General features: G+C 68.9%; 15 protein-coding genes. 7 read left to right on the forward strand and 8 right to left on the reverse strand.

From position 1 onward, the window contains the following. Positions 1-2 precede the first annotated feature (2 nt). Both ACWGJ2_RS02750 and ACWGJ2_RS02755 read right to left on the reverse strand, forming a co-directional pair. On the reverse strand, positions 3-458 hold the full coding sequence (locus ACWGJ2_RS02750) for an ester cyclase (RefSeq protein WP_453344114.1): 456 nt from the start codon (positions 456-458) through the stop codon (positions 3-5). Next, positions 455-1,264: an SDR family oxidoreductase gene (locus ACWGJ2_RS02755; RefSeq protein WP_453344115.1), complete on the reverse strand. Its 810-nt coding sequence runs from the start codon at positions 1,262-1,264 to the stop codon at positions 455-457. Before ACWGJ2_RS02755 ends, ACWGJ2_RS02750 begins: the two co-directional genes overlap by 4 nt. Before the next feature lie 204 nt (positions 1,265-1,468). Between ACWGJ2_RS02755 and ACWGJ2_RS02760 the strand changes: the two genes are divergently transcribed. The 3 genes from ACWGJ2_RS02760 (at position 1,469) to ACWGJ2_RS02770 (ending at position 4,700) form a co-directional block, all read left to right on the forward strand. Then, on the forward strand, positions 1,469-2,509 hold the full coding sequence (locus ACWGJ2_RS02760) for a phosphotransferase family protein (protein WP_453344116.1): 1,041 nt from the start codon (positions 1,469-1,471) through the stop codon (positions 2,507-2,509). Between the two features lie 32 nt (positions 2,510-2,541). After that, a complete protein-coding gene (locus tag ACWGJ2_RS02765) occupies positions 2,542-3,771 on the forward strand; it encodes an acyl-CoA dehydrogenase family protein (protein ID WP_453344117.1) in 1,230 nt (409 codons plus the stop codon). A gap of 89 nt (positions 3,772-3,860) precedes the next feature. Beyond that, the gene (locus ACWGJ2_RS02770; protein ID WP_453344118.1) at positions 3,861-4,700 is read left to right on the forward strand and encodes an enoyl-CoA hydratase/isomerase family protein; all 840 of its coding nucleotides are present in this window, start codon (positions 3,861-3,863) and stop codon (positions 4,698-4,700) included. On the opposite strand, the gene ACWGJ2_RS02775 is transcribed toward ACWGJ2_RS02770, so the two are convergent. The 5 genes from ACWGJ2_RS02775 to ACWGJ2_RS02795 form a co-directional block, all read right to left on the reverse strand. Further along, entirely contained in the window at positions 4,676-5,713 is a 1,038-nt protein-coding gene (locus ACWGJ2_RS02775) for a LuxR C-terminal-related transcriptional regulator (RefSeq protein WP_453344119.1), read from the reverse strand. The genes ACWGJ2_RS02770 and ACWGJ2_RS02775 overlap by 25 nt on opposite strands. A 343-nt stretch (positions 5,714-6,056) precedes the next feature. Further along, positions 6,057-6,320, reverse strand: coding sequence for a hypothetical protein (locus tag ACWGJ2_RS02780; protein ID WP_453344120.1), 264 nt, complete (start codon positions 6,318-6,320; stop codon positions 6,057-6,059). Positions 6,321-6,573: 253 nt separating this feature from the next. Further along, on the reverse strand, positions 6,574-8,763 hold the full coding sequence (locus ACWGJ2_RS02785) for an MMPL family transporter (RefSeq protein ID WP_453344121.1): 2,190 nt from the start codon (positions 8,761-8,763) through the stop codon (positions 6,574-6,576). A 27-nt stretch (positions 8,764-8,790) separates the two neighbouring features. After that, the gene (locus tag ACWGJ2_RS02790) at positions 8,791-9,339 is read right to left on the reverse strand and encodes a TetR/AcrR family transcriptional regulator (protein ID WP_453344122.1); all 549 of its coding nucleotides are present in this window, start codon (positions 9,337-9,339) and stop codon (positions 8,791-8,793) included. A gap of 96 nt (positions 9,340-9,435) precedes the next feature. Next, entirely contained in the window at positions 9,436-10,158 is a 723-nt protein-coding gene (locus ACWGJ2_RS02795; RefSeq protein ID WP_453344123.1) for an NUDIX hydrolase, read from the reverse strand. 84 nt (positions 10,159-10,242) lie between these two features. On the opposite strand from ACWGJ2_RS02795, the gene ACWGJ2_RS02800 reads away from it, so the two are divergent. From ACWGJ2_RS02800 to ACWGJ2_RS02810, 3 genes are read left to right on the forward strand one after another with little or no spacing between them, the layout of a single operon-like run. Continuing rightward, positions 10,243-12,006, forward strand: coding sequence for a hypothetical protein (locus tag ACWGJ2_RS02800; RefSeq protein WP_453344124.1), 1,764 nt, complete (start codon positions 10,243-10,245; stop codon positions 12,004-12,006). Beyond that, a complete protein-coding gene (locus tag ACWGJ2_RS02805) occupies positions 12,003-12,905 on the forward strand; it encodes a 5'-methylthioadenosine/S-adenosylhomocysteine nucleosidase family protein (protein WP_453344125.1) in 903 nt (300 codons plus the stop codon). Before ACWGJ2_RS02800 ends, ACWGJ2_RS02805 begins: the two co-directional genes overlap by 4 nt. A 51-nt stretch (positions 12,906-12,956) precedes the next feature. Then, on the forward strand, positions 12,957-13,616 hold the full coding sequence (locus ACWGJ2_RS02810; protein WP_453344126.1) for a hypothetical protein: 660 nt from the start codon (positions 12,957-12,959) through the stop codon (positions 13,614-13,616). A gap of 232 nt (positions 13,617-13,848) precedes the next feature. Here the strand turns inward: ACWGJ2_RS02810 and ACWGJ2_RS02815 are convergent, their stop codons facing one another. Continuing rightward, the gene (locus tag ACWGJ2_RS02815; RefSeq protein ID WP_453344127.1) at positions 13,849-15,447 is read right to left on the reverse strand and encodes a helix-turn-helix domain-containing protein; all 1,599 of its coding nucleotides are present in this window, start codon (positions 15,445-15,447) and stop codon (positions 13,849-13,851) included. A 221-nt stretch (positions 15,448-15,668) separates the two neighbouring features. On the opposite strand from ACWGJ2_RS02815, the gene ACWGJ2_RS02820 reads away from it, so the two are divergent. Then, a complete protein-coding gene (locus tag ACWGJ2_RS02820; RefSeq protein ID WP_453344128.1) occupies positions 15,669-17,051 on the forward strand; it encodes an alpha/beta hydrolase domain-containing protein in 1,383 nt (460 codons plus the stop codon). Positions 17,052-17,103 lie beyond the last annotated feature (52 nt).

A 17,103-nucleotide genomic window follows, 5' to 3' on the forward strand; every position in this document is an offset into this window, starting at 1 on the left:
CCTCACTCCTCCCGCTCGGACACGGTCGGGGGGTTGGCGCCGATCTGCGTGAAGAAGCCGAGCGCGTCCCAGGCGCTCCAGCTCTCGGCCAGCTTCCCGTCTTCGTGCCTGTCCACGGTGATGCCCTCCACCGAGAACTTGCGTCCGGTCGCCGGAACGTCCGGCAGATCGCCTGTCTGGGTACCCGCGAAGGTCCAGCGGCAGATCACTTTGTCGCCGTCGGCCAGCACCTCCGCGACCGTGACCCGAAGGTCCGGGAACACCTCGCAGTACATCTGGAGTGCCGCCCGGGCCGCACGGGGTCCGCGGAGTTCGGGGAAGGGCCAGTGGGGGTCGTGGTCGATCCAGCCTTCTCCCACGACCCTGTCGAGTGCGTCGGGGTCCTTCTCGCTCCAGGCGTTGAGCAGCGCGAGCGATCGCTTCTTGTTCTCTTCGGTCAGGGGGCCGGTCAGTGTCATCGTGACGTCTTCCTCTCCTGGAGATGCGGGACGGCATCGGCGATGGCGGTCCAGGTTCCGTCCGTCGTGGCGCCGCCGTCGATCACCAGCACCTGGCCTGTCATCCAATTCGAGTGGTCGGCGGCCAGGTAGAGGGCCGCGGCGGCGACGTCCTCGCTCTGTCCGATCCTGCCCAGCGGCCAGGGCCACCGGTGTCCCGCGGGATACCGCTCCCACAGAATCCGGGACAGCTCGGTCCGTACGAGCCCTGGAGCGATCGCGTTGATCCTGACGCCCGGACCGATCTCCGCCGCCAGGTGGCGGGTGAGGTGCAGCAAGCCCGCTTTGCTGAGGTTGTACGCCCCCGTGGGGCCGCCCCCGTAGAGCGCGCCGATCGAAGCGATGTTGACGACGCTTCCTCCGCTTTTGCGCATGGAATGCCGCCAGGCGGCCTGGGTCCAGAGGAGTGGCGCGCGGGTGTTGGTCTGCCATATCCGATCCAGGTCCCTGTCGCCGGCTTCGATGAGGGGACCCACACCTGTGTTCATCGCGGCGTTGTTCACGAGAATGTCGATGCCGCCGAAACGCTCGGTGGTGGCGGCCACGCATGTCTCGGCGTGGGACGGTTCCTCCGTCCGTGCGAGGAATCCCGCGCAATTCGGCCCGGCGTCCGCGACGGCGTCCGCCAGCCGGTCGCGGTCGCGCCCGGTCAGCATCACCTGCGCTCCGTGCCGTGCGAACTCGATGGCGATCGCCCTGCCGATACCGCGCGAGGCGCCTGTCACGAGAGCGGACTTTCCTTGCAGGCTCGCACTTTCCTCGTCCACAGCGCCTCGCTTCGTTCGTGGAACAGATCAGGGCGGGGCAGTGGCAGCTCGTCCGTGGCTGCTCGCTTCTTCGATGCTAGGAGTCCCGTACGTGCCCGGTGGCTACGGTTTTCCGTAGCCTGTGCGCACGCTCTCTGTGGCGACACTCGGGACAGCACCGCTCGGCCGGGGCCCGGTCACCGCTACGGGGAGGAGACTTCGTACATGGACGCGACGGATTTCCTCGCCCCCGCCACGGAGGCGATGGGCCGGCTGCGCCGATATCTCGGCACGGTGACCGGTGTCCAGATGCCGCCCCTCAGCGTCCGGCCGCTGACCGGCGGAATGTCACGGCCCAGTTTCCGGCTGACGGCGGACAGCTGTGCCATGTCCTGGGTGCTGCGTACAGCCGTCTCCCGGCGGGAAGTAGCCGGACTCCTCCGGGAATACCGTGCCCTTCGCACTCTCCGGGGCTCGCCGGTACGGGCACCCGCCCCCGTCGCCGTGTGCGAGGACGCCTCGGTCCTGGGCACGGCGTTCAGCGTGCTGGAGTGGGTCGAAGGCACCGTCCACACCCGGAAGCCGACGGGGCTGAGCGCGGAGCAGGCCCGGAAGCTGAGTCTCGCGGTGGTCGAGACGCTCTGCTCGTTGCACCGCCTTCCTCCCCGCCACCACCGCGCGCTGCCGCGGTCACCCGACCCTGCGCGGTACCTGGAACGGCAGATGGAGCGGCTGCGGCGGCAGTGCCTGGCGTTCGGCAGCGAATGCCCCCGTGGCGCCGTCGGTCTTCTCGATGTCCTGGCCGCTTCGCTCCCCCGGTCTCCGGAAGCGACCGTCGTGCACGGCGACTTCCATCCCGGCAACCTCGTCTTCGACGCGCACGATCCCGCGAGGCCCGCCGCGATCCTCGACTGGGAACTGTGCACGGTCGGCGATCCCCTCACCGACCTCGGCACCCTCGCGGCATGCTGGTCCGGCCCCGCCGACCCTCCCAATTCCCTGGCGCGGGGTCTGAGCGGCCAGCCCGGTCTGCTGAACGTCGACGAGCTGGTGGACCGGTACGTCGAGCTGACCGGAGCCGCGGGCGACCGCACGGACTGGTACCTCGTCTTCGGCCAGGTCCGTACCGCCGTGCTGCTCCAGGCCCTCGCCCTGAACGGGCAGACGCTTCGGGAGCCCTCGCCGCAGGCTCTGGTCGACAGGGCGAGACAGCGTGTCCTCCAGTCGCGGCAGCCAGGGCTGCAAGGAGAGACCCCACAGGACTGAGCCGTCCGCGATCCCTTCCCGGGAAGGAACCCATGGACTTCAGCGACGACCCCCGAACCTCCGAGCTGGCCGCACGGCTGCTGGCGTTCATGGACGAGCGGGTGCTTCCCGCCGAATCCGTGGCAGCCGCGGAGATCACCGCGGGAACCCCGCACTGGGGCCGCCCCGCGGTCCTCGAACCGCTCAAGGAGAGCGCGCGTGCGGAAGGGCTGTGGAACCTCTTCCTCAGCCATCCCGACTACGGCGCCGGGCTCACGAACCTCCAGTACGCGCCGCTCGCCGAGATCACTGGTTCGAGTCCGTTCCTCGCACCCGAGGCCCTCAACTGCGCCGCCCCGGACTCCGGGAACATCGAGCTGCTGGTCGAAGCAGGCACCGAGGCGCAGAAGCGACGCTGGCTCACCCCCTTGCTTGAGGGGGCGGCCAAGTCCGCCTTCGCCATGACCGAGCCGGAGGTAGCCTCCAGCGACGCCCGGAACATCGCCACCCGCATCGAACGCGACGGTGACCACTACCTTGTCACCGGCCGCAAGTGGTGGACCTCGGGCGTCCTCAGCCCCGTCTGCGACCTCATTGTCCTGATGGGCGTGACCGACCCGTCCGCGCCGGTCCGCAAGCGTCACAGCCTGCTCCTGATCCCCGCGGACACCGAGGGTGTGGAGATCAACCGGCCGCTTTCCGTGCTGGGGTACTGGGACGGGCCGACGGGAGGTCACGCCGAGGTGACCTTCGACCGGGCCCGTGTTCCCCTCGGCTGCCTGCTCGGGGAGGAGGGCGCCGGTTTCGCGCTCGCTCAGGCACGTCTCGCGGGAGGGCGCATCCACCACTGCATGCGGCTGGTCGGGATGGCGGAGCGCGCACTCGGCCTGATGTGCGAGCGGAGTCTGGGCCGGGTGGCCTTCGGCGCGAAACTGGCGGAGCACGGCAGCGTACGCGAGGGCATAGCCAGGTCACGTACGGAGATCGACCAGGCCCGGCTCCTGGTCGAACACGCCGCCTGGACAGTCGACACGGCCGGGACGGAGGCCGCTGCCTCACGAGCGGCCATCTCAGCGATCAAGGCGGTAGTACCGTCCATGGCCGGCACAGTGATCGACCGAGCTGTCCAAGTGCATGGTGGCGGCGGTCTCTCACAGGATTATCCGCTCGCCCAGATGTACACCTTCACACGGGTGCTGCGGATCGCGGACGGGCCCGACGAGGTGCACCGGCACGTCGTCGCGAAGAGCGAACTGTCGAAGTATCAGCACTCACCGCGATGAGGCTTCGCTTTCCCGTAGGGCGGACCGAGGTCGGCCGGGAAACACTGAGGATTCAGGGGGAGGCCATTCCACAGGGAGGACCGAACTCCATGGAAGAACTTCACGGAAACGACCGGGCCTCCTCACCGGAGGAACCCCACAAGGATTCCGTCCGGGTGGAGACCGCCGACAACATCGCGGTCATCCGGCTGGACCGGCCTCCCCTCAATGTGCTGAACACCCACATGCGCGACATGATCGGAGCGGCTGCCCTGCGCGTCGGCCAGGACCCCCGGATCAGGTCCGTGATCCTCTACGGCGGCGACCGGGCACTGGCCGCTGGAGGGGACATCCACGAGATGGCGGAGGCGTCCTCGTCCGAGGTCGATGTGCTCGCCCGCCGCGCCCACGCGGCCTTCTCCGCCGTGGAGGCCATCCGCAGCCCCGTAGTGGCCGCGCTGACAGGGCATACTCTGGGTGGCGGGCTGGAGCTGGCGCTGTGCGCCGATTACCGGATATGCGCGGCCAGTTCTGTACTCGGCCAGCCGGAGGTAAGGCTCGGGCTGATCCCCGGTGGCGGCGGTACCCAGCGCCTGCCGCGGCTCATCGGGCTCTCACGGGCGAAGGATCTCATCTATACGGGCCGCCAGGTGCACTCCGCCGAGGCGCTCGCGCTCGGCCTTGTCGACGAGGTGGTGCCCGACGACGAGGTGTTCACCAGGGCGCGGGAATACGCCGCCCGCCTGTCGAGCGGCTCCAGCTCGGCGATCCGCGCGGCGAAGGAAGCCATGAGCACGCGTCCCCGGCATGACGGACACGACGGTCTGGAGGTCGAACGGCTTCTCTTCTCCGCGCTGTTCAGCGGTGAGGACGCCCGGTACGGGTTGCAGCACTTCCGTGAACACGGGAGGCCGCCCACGCGTTTTCATTCCGGCCGAGTCGAGCCGTAGTCCCCGGGCAGCGCGAGTGCCAGTTGCGCCCGCCGGGTTATCCCCAGCCTGCGGTACACGTCCGTCATCTGGAACTCGACAGCTCGCGTACTCACCCCGAAACAGTCGGCGATCTCCCGGTTCTTCCACCCCTTGACGGCTAATCGGGCGATACGCATCTGATGTGGTGACAACTTCTGCCCGAAGGGAAGCCCGGCGCCCTCCCGTTTCTCCGTCCGCTGTTTCTCCGTCCGCGTGAAAGCGGCGCCTACCACTGGATACCGCAAGGTGATTCTGGCACCGGCGGAGACCACTCCCATCTGCGCCAGCCCGCCCACGGTCCGTACCGCTTCCGCCTCGGTGACCCCCATCCTCCGTGCGAGCATGGCGGTATCCGGGTTCTTCATCCTGGTCAGCTCCCGGCACACGGCGACGGACAGCTCGCCCTCCGAGGAGATTCGGGTGACGAGCGGTCGTGCACACGCCCGGGGGTGGTACCGCACAAGACTCTCGACCGCGTCATCGCCCGGTTCCATGCCGGTTTCCGTGCTGACCGCGGCCAATTGCGCCAGAAGTGCCGGGTTGCCTCCGGTCGCGGTGTGCGCCTGATCGCAGAAGCGTGACGAGGGGGTCTTCGGCAGCCGGGACCGGAGCAAGGATTCGGCGGAAATCGCGTTCAAGTTTCCCAGCGCAACCGTGTCCGCCATTTCTTCGAGGTCGAGGAGCGCCGGTGATACCTCAGGGCGCTGATTCCCTCGTATGGTGAGGGCGACCGTCACGGGTAAGTGCCATAATCGTCCGAGTACTCGCAGAGAGGGCTCGTCGGCCCATTGCGCCTCGTCCACCGCGATCAAAAGGCCCCGCGATGCCTTCGGAGTCATTTCGGTCAGCCAGGCATGGGAACCGGCCTGGCCGGAAATATCACGCACTCCCGCGGATGCCGCCAGCTCGCACAGTATCCCGTTCCGCACGTCTTTCTCACGGATACCGCCCCGGGCCGTGGCCACGGCGAAACCGGTCTGCTGAGCCTGCACGACTGTTCGTCTGAGCAGCGTCGTCCGCCCTGTTCCCGCGCCTCCCAAGATGACCCGGACGGGGCTGTGCGCACTCTCCCTCCGGAGAGGTGACGGAAGAAGCGAGTCGCCGGACGTGCACCGGGTGATGCGGGCGGGGCCGAGGTCGTGCATCACACCTCACAGCAGGATGAGCGGAATGCGAAAGCGACGCCACAGCGTCTGGGGAAAGGGCTTCGGCACATGGCCTGCCCGCACAGCCCGCCGCGCTACCGGGACCCAGCGGGGCAAGAGCGTGAACGTGGTGAAACCGCCGACGCCGGGTTGTCTCAGCCTGCTCAGCCCGGCACCGGCGCGCAGCCCCTCAGTCGCCGCACTTGTAGGCGTAGATGTGCAACCCGTCCCGGGGCTCACGCTCCACCTCGCGCCGGGCTTCCACCATCGCTTCCTCACAGTTCTCCGCCTGCTCAGGGCTCAAGGCCGGCGCCCCGGACGGCTGTCCCTCGCGCGTCTCCCCGTCGGGTGACGGGCTGTCAGGCCGCAGCGCCAGCGTGGCGCCACCGCCCGCCAGGACGAGCGCCAGCCACGCGCCGCCGGCCCACCACCACGCACGCCGCGTCCGCGACATCCCCACCCCCGTATGTCCCACGGTTCCCACTGTCCCGGCCAGTCTGCCACCGGTGCGGCGACGGGGAGTACGTGGCCGCGCTCAAGGTTCCGCGCAGGATGATCTCCGACGTCGGGGAGGACAGAAGCGCGCCCTCGCGGTGAGCGGTCGTGCGGCTCACCGCGAGGGCGGTTTCTCAGGGGTGGTGCGTCAGGGGGTATGTCAGGGGCGGTGCCTCAACGGTGGCGTCCGCGCCCCGCTCTCTGACGGGCACTCAGACCCGTACGTCCTCCCGTTCGCGCTGTGCGGGCACGGGCCGCTCCCGCAGCTTCTCGCCCTCGACGTCGAGGTTGGGCAGGGCCCGCTGCAAGGGGCGCGGCAGCCACCAGGCGGCGCGGCCGAGGAGCGACATCGCCGCGGGCACCAGGGTCATGCGGACGACGAAGGCGTCCACCAGCACACCCACGGCCAGCGCGAAGCCGATCGACTTGATGATCGGGTCCTCCATGAACACGAAGCCGCCGAACACCGAGGTCATGATGAGCGCCGCGGCGGTCACCACGCGCCCGTTGTGGCCCAGGCCGTTGACGGTGGCCTGGGACGCCTCGGCGCCGTGCACATAGTCCTCGCGCATACGGGAGACGAGGAAGACCTCGTAGTCCATGGCCAGGCCGAAGAGGATGCCGATGAGGAGGATGGGCAGGAAGCTGACCAGGGGCCCCGAGGTGTCGAGGCCGACGAGGTCGGCGAGGTGGCCCTGCTGGAACACGGCGACGGTGATGCCGAAGGTGGCACCGACGGTGAGCAGGAAGCCGAGCGCCGCCTTGATGGGAACGAGGATGGAGCGGAAGACGAGCATCAGCAGCAGGATGGACAGGCCGACCACCAGCAGGAGGTAGACCGGCAGGGCGTCGGCCAACTGCTCGGAGACGTCGATGCCCAGTGCCGTCATGCCGGTCAGGGACACCTTGGCGCCCTTGACGTCCGCCACGTGTTCGCGGATGTCATTGACCGCGTCCTCGGTGGCGGAGGCGGTGGGCCCCTCCTTGGGGATGACCGCCAGGAGCGCGGTGGTGCCCTCCTTGTTGAGCTGCGGCGGGGCGACCGTGAGGACTCCGTCGGTCTTCTTGATCTCCGCAGCGACCTGCTTGACCGCGGCTCCCGTCGACTTGGCGTCGTCGCCGGAGACGACCGCCAGCAGCCGTCCGTTGAAGCCCTCGCCGAAGCCCTCACTGGTGAGGTCGTACGCCTTGCGCGCCGGGGAGTCGCTGGCCGCTGTGCCCGCGTCGGGCAGGGCCAGCCGCATGTCCTGGGTCGGCAGTGCGACGGCGCCCAGGCCCACGATGCCCACCAGGAGCAGGGGTATGCGGGCGCGCAGGACGGTGCGGCCCCAGCGGAAGCCGAACGCTTCCTTGGCGGCGCTGCCGCCGCCCGGCTCCTCGCCGTCGCGCTGCTTGTTCTGCTTGGCGTCGCGCTGCTTGCGCGGCAGCACCCGCTGTCCCACGAAGCCGAGGATCGCGGGCAGCAGGGTCAGGGCGACCAGTACGGCCAGCGCGACGGTACCGGCTGCGGCCAGGCCCATGACGGTCAGGAAGGGGATGCCGACCACGGAGAGGCCCGCCAGGGCGATGACCACGGTGGCACCGGCGAAGACGACCGCGGAGCCCGCCGTCCCGGCGGCACGGCCCGCCGCCTCCTCGGGCTCGACGCCCTCGGTGAGGAAGTTTCGGTAGCGGGAGGTGATGAAGAGCGAGTAGTCGATGCCGACGGCCAGTCCGAGCATCAGCGCCAGGATCGGCGCGGTGCTGGTGAGTTCGATGGCGCCGCTCAGCGCGTACAGGCCCGCCATGCCCGCGCCGACGCCGATGAGGGCGTTGAGCAGGGTCATGCCCGCGGCCACCAGTGAGCCGAAGGTGATGACCAGCACCACGGCCGCCACCAGGACGCCGAGGATCTCGGTGGAACCGACCTCCACCTTGTTGGTCATCACCTCGCCGCCGTGCTCGACCTGGACGCCCTTCGCGTCCGCTCCGGCCTTCTCGAAGTCGGCCCGCTGCGCCTCGGTGACTTCCTGGGCGCCGGTGTCGAACTGGACCTGGACGAGGGCGTAGCGGCCGTCGGGGGACACCGACCTGGCCTTGAAGGGGTCGACGGCCGCGGTGACGCCGTCCACGCGGGCGGCCTGTTCGACCACCGGGGCGACGTCGGCGGGTGTGAGCTTCTCACCCTTGGGGGCGGCGATGACTATGGAGCCCGTCCCTCCGCTGGCCTGGGGAAACTCCTTCTTGAGGGAGTCCATGGCCCGTTGGGACTCGGTGCCCGGCATCTCGAACTGGTCGGTGGTCTGACCGCTGAAGGCCGCGGCGGCGCCGCCCAGCAGGGCGAGCAGCAGCAGCCAGAGCGCGACAACGCGCCCGCGGCGGCGGAAGGAAAACCGGCCGAGCCGGTGCAGCAAGGTCGCCATTACAGAAGATATCTCTCTGTTGCAGGTTCACCGGGGGTGGTGGTCGAGCGCCCGCAGGGCGCTGTGGATCATCTGGTCACGCAGCATCTCGTCCGGTACCGGCACATCACTGGCGCTGGTCACGAAGACCGCACCGATCACCATCCAGGCGCCCACCAGCGCCTCGGGTTCCGTGCTGTGACCGGCCAACGAGGCCAGCAGCCGTTCGGTGAGGCCGGGGATGCCGGACAGCGCGGAGTTGTTCAGCATCTCGGGAAGGTCGCTGAACAGGAGCTTGACCTCGCGCCGGTAACGCAGCGCGAGGTCCACATAGCCGGTCACGGCCGCCTCGACCGCCTGATCGCCCGTCAGCCCGGCGAGGCTCGCGTCGAGTTCGGTGAGCCCTTGACCGGCCGGCGTCAGCAGCTCGGTGAGTATCGCGTCCTTGCTGGTGAAGTGGTAGAGCAGCGATGCCTTCGAACAGCCCACCTCGGAGGCGATGTCGTGGAGCGACGTTCCCCGGTACCCGTGGATGACGAAGAGTGCGAGGGCCGCCTCCAGGATGTGCCCGCGCAGGGCGGATGCGGAGCGTGCCATGACCCAACAGTAACTGTCCGATCGGTCAGCCCTGAACGATCGGACAGGCCAGGCGTGTGGCCTTCGCCACTTCCGTCGCTCCGGGACGGCCGTGCACTATGCCGACTGCCCGCCCCCACGCAGCAGGGGCGGACTGAGCAGCCACGCGTTGCCCCGCCGGTAAAGGGCGGCCGGCCGCCCTGTCGGGGGGAACCGCTGCTCCCCCGTCGACTGGACGAAGCCCGTCGTATTGATCACCTTGCGGCGGAAGTTGCTGGGGTCCAGGAACTGCCCCCAGACGACCTCATAGACCGTGCGGAGTTCACTCAAGGTGAATGACTCTCCGCAGAATGCCGTGGCGACCGCCGTGTACTCGAGCTTGCCGCGAATTTCCTCCAACGCCTCCGCGAGGATGTCCGCGTGGTCGAACGCCAAGCCCTGGCCATCACCGACCAGCCGCGAAACCGGAAACCAGTAGGCACGCTTGGCGTCGGTACCTCCCACCGGAGCGGGAAGATCCGGCACCAGCGCGAGGTAGGCGATCGTGACGACCCTCCCCCTGGGATCGCGCCCAGGATCCCCATAGGCGCCCAACTGCTCCAAGTGCAGCCGACTGCCGTCGATGTTCGCCTCCTCCGACAGTTCGCGCAGCGCGCCCTCGCGCAAGGTTTCGCCCCTCTGGACGTATCCGCCGGGCAGCGCGGGCCGACCGAGGAACGGCTCCTTGCCACGTTCGACCAGGAGAACCATCAACTGGTCGTCCCTGATGGTGAAGATAGCCAGATCCACCGTCACCCACGACGCCTCCACCTCAGCGGACTTCTTCAGCCAGTCATCCACCAGAACCCCTAAAGGTCATATTGACTTAAACACTTCCGACGCTTATGGTCAAAGTAACCATAACTCTGGAGGCAGGGGCAGAGCGTGATCACTTCGCATGCGCCACCCGCCAAGGAACGGACCGGCGAACCCACCGCCGCCACACGTCACTTATGCACCGGCGTGTATGTGGACGAGCGATTCCGTGACCTCGTGATCGACGAGGTGTGCACAGCCCCGCACCGAAGAGTCGCCCCTTCATACGGATTCGACATCGTTCCGGTCATGCGTCATGCGTGGCGGGCCGCGGCACTGAGTGCGATACCCCGTGCGACGGTGGCGGGAGCCGCGGCCGTTCCGGCCTTCATGGGAGCGGCACCCACCACCGTCCTGGTCATGTGCGGCCTGCTCCTCTTATGGCTGCTCCGTCTCGCGACGCTGCTCCGGCGCATCGACTCGGAACCACGGCTCAGGCGGCGCGCCAAACGCCGCGACCGGGAGCCGGCGCGCAAGCACCTGAGTCTCCTGAAACTCGTCTTCACCCGGAAACGCTCCTGGCAGCGCTCGGAGAAGATGCAGATGCTCAGGCACATAGGTGTCGTCGCGGTCACCCTGGTGCTGTTCGGCCTGATCGTCGCGGCCCTCTACCCGGCCGACGCAGCCGTGGCCCTCCACTTGGCGGGGGCGATCACGGTCATGTACCTCACGGTCGGGGCCGCACGGCAACTGGTACTGAACCACGTCCTGCGTGCCGCGGACCTCAGACCGGCACGACTGTCCCGCCGACAACAGGCAGCAGACGCACAGCAGCATCACGTCTGTGCGGTGTACCGACGTCCGCGTCACAGCGAGGACGAGAACGAAGACGAGGACGACCTCACCAAATTCACACTCTTCGGGGAAGAGTCACCGTTCGTCGGAGCTGGAGAACTCGTCTACCAGTGGAACCCCCCGATGAGTATTCAGTTGCTGCGTCCCGGCGACGACGAGACCCCGCTTCATGAACGTGAGTACCTTGTGCCTCCCTTCCAGGCGTATGACCTGGTGCAGTATCTGCGCGAGGCAGTCGAGCATCTGGAGGCCGACAGCGGCGACGTCCGGCTCGATGCCGAAGTCCACCACCGCGTCTACGTCGCGGAAACCGACGTGGCGGCAGATCGGTCCCTCTTGCCACGCCGGCTCAGCGAGGCCGATATGCGCGTCATCATCAACACGCCCGCTTCCAAGCAGCACCACTTTCTCGAAGTCACCACACCCGCAGACGGGGCGGAGTTCGTCGCGACCGTCCTGCTGCACGTCAGCCTCCAGGGACGCACCTTGAGCATCTCCACGGCGGCGTGCGTCCTCGCCCACACCCCCAGATCCTTCCAGCGCACCGAGGAGTTCGGTCAGAGCGGCGTCGGAGCCGTCCTCTGGGCGGCGTTCCGGGAACTGGCCGCACTCCCGGCGGAGATACCACGCTCGTGGCGGATCATTCGCTATTTCTACGCACTGGGGAAAGCCGCACTGCTCCCCCGCGACCTCACCTCGACACCGATTCGCAACGTCCTGATCGGAACCCGCGTCAGCGTCAGACAGAGGTCAGCCCAGGAATGGTCGAAAATCCAACTGGAGAAGAGTGACATCACGGGCAGGATGAAGACGATCGAGCAACGATTGCTTCATGCCGCAGGCGATTTTCTGCACGCCAACGGGGTGGACGTATCCGAGTTCAAAGATCGCGCGCTCAAAATCATCAACAGCGGGATATTCAACTTCGGCGACAACAACACCTTCAGCAACAACGCGGTGGGCGCCGAAGCCCAGGTCGGCGGCGCGGGCGCCCAGCCGACAAGTCCCAGCAACCAGACCGGTGGAGGAAGCAAGTGAACGTCAACCGAGGCATCGTCAACCGCGGCGACAACAACAACTTCAGCGGCAATGCCATCGGAGACCGGGCCCGCGTCTCCATGGGAGCCCCTTCCCACGACCCCGGCACTTCCTCCCACGAGGAGAGCACGAGGTGGGACGTCGGAGTGGTCACGATTCTCAGCGAGGAACTCCGCGCCGTGGTGGACGAGCTGGGCCTGGAACGTCACAAGGAGCCCAGCGGCCTGTACTTCTACCACGGAGACTGCGCCACTCCGGGAAAGACCGTCCGGGTCGTGGCCACCCAGTGTCAGAGCCAGGGGCAGCGTTCGACGATGGCAGCGCTGGAGAACCTGCGCCGTCACTACAACCCACGGCTGTGGGCCCTGGTAGGCGTCGGCGGCGGAATCCATGACGAGCACGCCCGCATCGGCAATGTCATCGTCTCCACCGATGTCGTGTATTACGAGAATCGCAAGATCAATCCTCGCGAGGACGTCCGACGCCGAGGGGAGCACCGGCAGGCACCGGCACCGGTCGTTCACGCGGTGAACGCCTACTTCTCCGATAACGGGACTCCGGCGCACATCCCCGGCCGAGTCTCTTCGCACGCATCAGAGGAATTCGCCGTATATCAGGGAGTGATCGGATCGGGCGAAGCGGTGATCGCGGACCGTGAGAGCGATATCCGGAGATACCTCACCAGCTACCACGAGAAGGTACTGGCAGTGGACATGGAGGCCGGTGGCCTCAGTCAGTACTGGCAGGAGAACTCCGTCCACGGCAGGAACAACCCCGGTTGGGTCGTCGTCCGCGGCGTATCCGACAACGCAGACCAGGAAAAGGGGCACAGATACCACGAACTAGCGGCGCGCAACGCCGCTCACGTCCTGCGGCTCCTCCTCTCGTATCTCTGCTGACCGAAAGCGCCAAGGACCTCGTGATCGCTCAGGCACAGGAGGAAAGCTCACATGACCGCTTTTCTTTTCGGGATTCTCAGTTCTCTCGCGGCCAGCGCCATCCTGTTCGTCTTCGGTCTGCTACGCGGCTCACGCCCACTGTGGTGGCTGGTCGCCGTCTGCTCCTGGTGCACAGGCACGGGACTCGCCCGCGTGTACCCTCATCAGTCCTCCGCCGAGCGCGACATCGCACGGGATCTGGGCAGAGCCCGCTGGATCAAGGTTCTGGCAGGGCGGGGAAATGTGCTCACCCGTGAGGTGTTCTCCCCCCTCTGGGCGGGTGAACTCTCCCTCGAATCGGTACAGGTCCTGCTCCCCGACCCCAGCACCCGGGCCGACTCCTGGCTGGACCGACGCTCGCACGACGTGTGCCGATTCGACCCCGGCTTCACCCCGCACCTGCTGAGAAGCCAGGTCCAGGCGAACATCAACTACCTCGCACGGGTATCACGCACACAACGTGACTTCGAGCTGCACAGCTTCAACCTGCCCAACACGTGCCGGGTGATCGCGACGGACCGGGCCGCCTACCTCACCTTCTACAGCGGCTCCGGTCACGGCCGAAACTCCCCGTGCCTGTACGTGCGGGCGCCCGGACTCCTGTACAGCATCGCCCTCCAGCAGTTCGATTCGGCCTGGTCGGACAGTTCGCCTGTGCCCTCGACGCCGTAGCGGCACCCGTCACCGGTTGCTCCTCCGAGGAAGAGCGCTCCCGCCCGAGACCTCGAACCGTCGGACCGGCCGCCGCGGTGCGGTTGGCCGTCCCCTCCCCCGTACCCCGGGCGGGAGTCGCTGTTTCCCCCGTGCGACGGATGGTCCGTCCGTCGCTGAAACCGTAGAGGGCACCATCTCCGTGGACCAATGCGCACAGTGCTCAATTCCAGGGGCAGGTTGTGCACGGTGCTCAGTCGGCGCGGATCGCGGTGATGCGCAGCGCGTGGACGACGTCATAGGTGCCGACGCCGGTGGTCAGCAGATCGCGGCTGAGGGCGGCTTCGGCGGCATGCAGGTGGGCGCGGACGGTGTTGCGGCTGATGCCGAGGCGGCGGGCGGCGTGCTGGGCGTCGGTGTTGGCGTCGATCCACGCCTGGAGTGTGCGGCGCCGCGGGTCGCGCAGGGGCCGGAGGAACGTCCGGGCCCACGCGACGGCGCGTTCGGTGCGCAGCAAGTCCTCCAGCGCGGGAGGCTGTTGCTCCTCGCCCGGCTCGGGCGCCGCGCAGGCGCCGGTGACGGCGAGGGCCAGGTGGAGGGCGGCGCGGGAGCGGACGTCGTTCAGGTCCATGTCCAGGGCCCGTTCCGCACGCCTGATGTGGGCGGTGACGGTGTTGCGGCTGAGGCCGAGCAGCCCGGCCACCACCGACCGGGGCGCGGCCGTGAGCAGGCGGGTGATGTCGCGGGTGACCGTCGGAAGGGTGTCCAGCGGGCGCAGTACGTCGCGGGCCCAGGCGAAGGCGGGCGCGCCGGGGAGGACGCCGCCCAGCGGTGTCCGGCCCTGGTAGGCGGCCACGCGGCCCGGTGTGGTGCGGGCGACGGCCAGTGCGTGGGCGGCCTGGCTGTAGGCACCGGCCGTCGCGTCGAGCGCGTGCGTGCCGCTGATGCCCAGCGCGTAGCCGGGGTTGTCGCGCACCAGGCGGTGCAGCGCCCCGGCCCTGCCGTGCGCCGGACCGTCAGGGCCGCCCGGGCCACTCGGGCCGTCCGCGTCCCGGCCGCCGGTGCCGTCCGTGTCACCGGCGCCGTCCGTGCTATCGGTGCCTTCGGTTCCGTCCGTGCCGTCCGTGCCGTCGGCGATGAGGCAGATCAGGTGCTCCTTGAAGGCCGGGCACTGCACCATGAGATCCGCGCCGTGGTAGCCGGAGGGGTCCTGGTGCGCCCGGACGATCCGCTCGCGTTCGGCGGGCGGGCAGTGCAGCAGATGGATCCGTAATCGCCCGGCTTCCAGCAGCGGCGGTACGGCGCCGGTCGTCATCCGGCGGGCCAGCGCGGGCTCCCCGGCCATCAGCGCGGAGAGCACGGCGAACCGCACCTGGCGCGCCTTGTACTGGAAGCCGCGCCAGACCCGCTCGCCGTCCTCGGCGCGGCGCAGGAGAGTGATGACGCTGCCGGTGTGCGAGAGCAGCGCGCTCTCCTCCGGCCCGGGTGCCGACCGGGCGGCGGCCACCAGCAGCAGCCGCGGCTCCCGCGTGCCGAGGGCCTCGCAGCGCACGTGCCATCCCCCGGCCTCGGTCGCGGCGGCGGCCAGCCGGCCGCCGGACAGCCGGGCGAGCAGCGGCGCGACCCGGCGCAGCACCTCCGCGGGAAAGCCCGCTGTGGCCCACTGCGGTGTGACCGCACCCTCCTCCCCGCCCTCGCCGCTCTCCGTGACCAGCGCGATGTGCGCGCCGGTGTGCCGGTGCGCCCAGTCCAGCACCTTCTGGACGTCCGGCTCCTCCGCACGGCACGCCTGACGTCGCACCTCGCGCAGCAGCCCGTCGAGCCCTCCTCCGTACCCGCGCGGCTCCGCCACGTCCACCACGGTCTCCACCCCCTCCGCCGACGTCCCCAGCGGCGCACGGACCCGCCCGAGTGCGGGCGGGAGCGCCCGGGACCGGCGATTCAGCCGATGACGCCTCACTCTCCGCACACCATCCTCCACGGACAAGGACGGGCGCACACGCGCTCCGCACAAGAAGACACCCGCACGAGGACACGCCCGTACGACGACACGACGAGAGGAGACGCACGCGCATGAGCGCATGGCGCAGAGCATCCCGGATCCTGTTGGCCGCGCTGGTCACCGCCACCCTGACCGGTGGAGTGGCCGACGCCGCCCCCCGGTCCTCCGCACCCGCGGCGACCGGGGTGCCGGTCGTCCAGGGACCCGTTCCCGGCACGGTGCCCGGCGATCCGAAGGCCCCTGATGTGGAGGACACCTACCCCTGGATGTCCACCGATTCGGATCTGGCCGCCGCCGGGTACGTGGAGGAGGAGTTCCATCTGTCGGGCGAGGCCGACGGCTACAGCACCAGCGGCGAGGTCGTCGCCTCCGACGTCCCCTACACCACCCGCATCGTCGTCCGCCGTCCCGCCGATCCCGCGCGCTTCAACGGCACGGTGCTCACCGAATGGCAGAACGTCACGGCCGGGTACGACATCGACGCACTGTGGTCGCCCGAACAGATCATGCGCGAGGGCTATGCCTGGGTCGGTGTGTCGGCCCAGCGCGTGGGCGTGAACCAGCTCCGCGGCTGGAGCCCGGCGCGCTACGGCGGCCTCGACGTCACCGGAGAGGGCCGCTTCAACGCCGACGAGCTGTCCTACGACGTGTTCGCGCAGGCGGCCAAGGCCCTCCGCCCCCGCGAGGGCGTCGCGCCTCTCGGGCCGCTGCGGGCCAAGACAGTGCTGGCCGTGGGCGCCTCACAGTCCGCGGGGCGTATGACGGTCTACTACGACCACGTCCTGCCCAGGACGGAGCCCGTCTTCGACGCCTACGCCAACATCGTCGGCACCGCGCCCTCGCGCAAGGGCGACGAACCGGTCTTCCACGTGCTCTCGGAGACCGACGTCCGCAGTCCGGCGCGGCGTCCCGACGACGACCGGTACCGGCGCTGGGAGGTCGCGGGAACCGCGCACTCCGGCTGGCACGGCCAGGAGTACCGGGCGTCGGTCCTGGCCCGCGATCTCGGCGAGGCACCCGCCTACGACTGCGACCAGCCGCCCTTCAGCAGGGCGCCGCTCCACCATGTGATCGCCGCCGTCTACGGGCATCTGACGCGGTGGGCCGAGCGCGGCGCCGGGCCGCCGTCCGCACCCGCGCTGGAGTTCGCCGCCGACGGCACCAAGGCCAGGGACGGGCTGGGGCTGGCCCGGGGCGGCATCAGGCTCTCTCAGGTCGAGGCTCCGATCGCGCTCAACACCGGCGACAACTCGGGGGAGACCTTCTGCGTCCTGTTCGGCACCCACCGCCCCTTCGACAAGGCACAGCTCGACGAGCTCTACCGCTCGCACAGCGGCTATGTCTCCGGCGTCCGCCGCGCCGACACACGTAACGTACTGACCGGCTATCTGCTCCCCGGCGATGCCCTCAAGAACCTGCGGGAGGCGGCCGACTTCGACCTGGAAAACCCCTGACCCTGTCGCGCGGTGGGGGCCGAGGGCACTGCCCTCGGCCCCTGCGGCCGGG

The sequence above is a fragment of the Streptomyces sp. NPDC054796 genome (assembly GCF_053611545.1).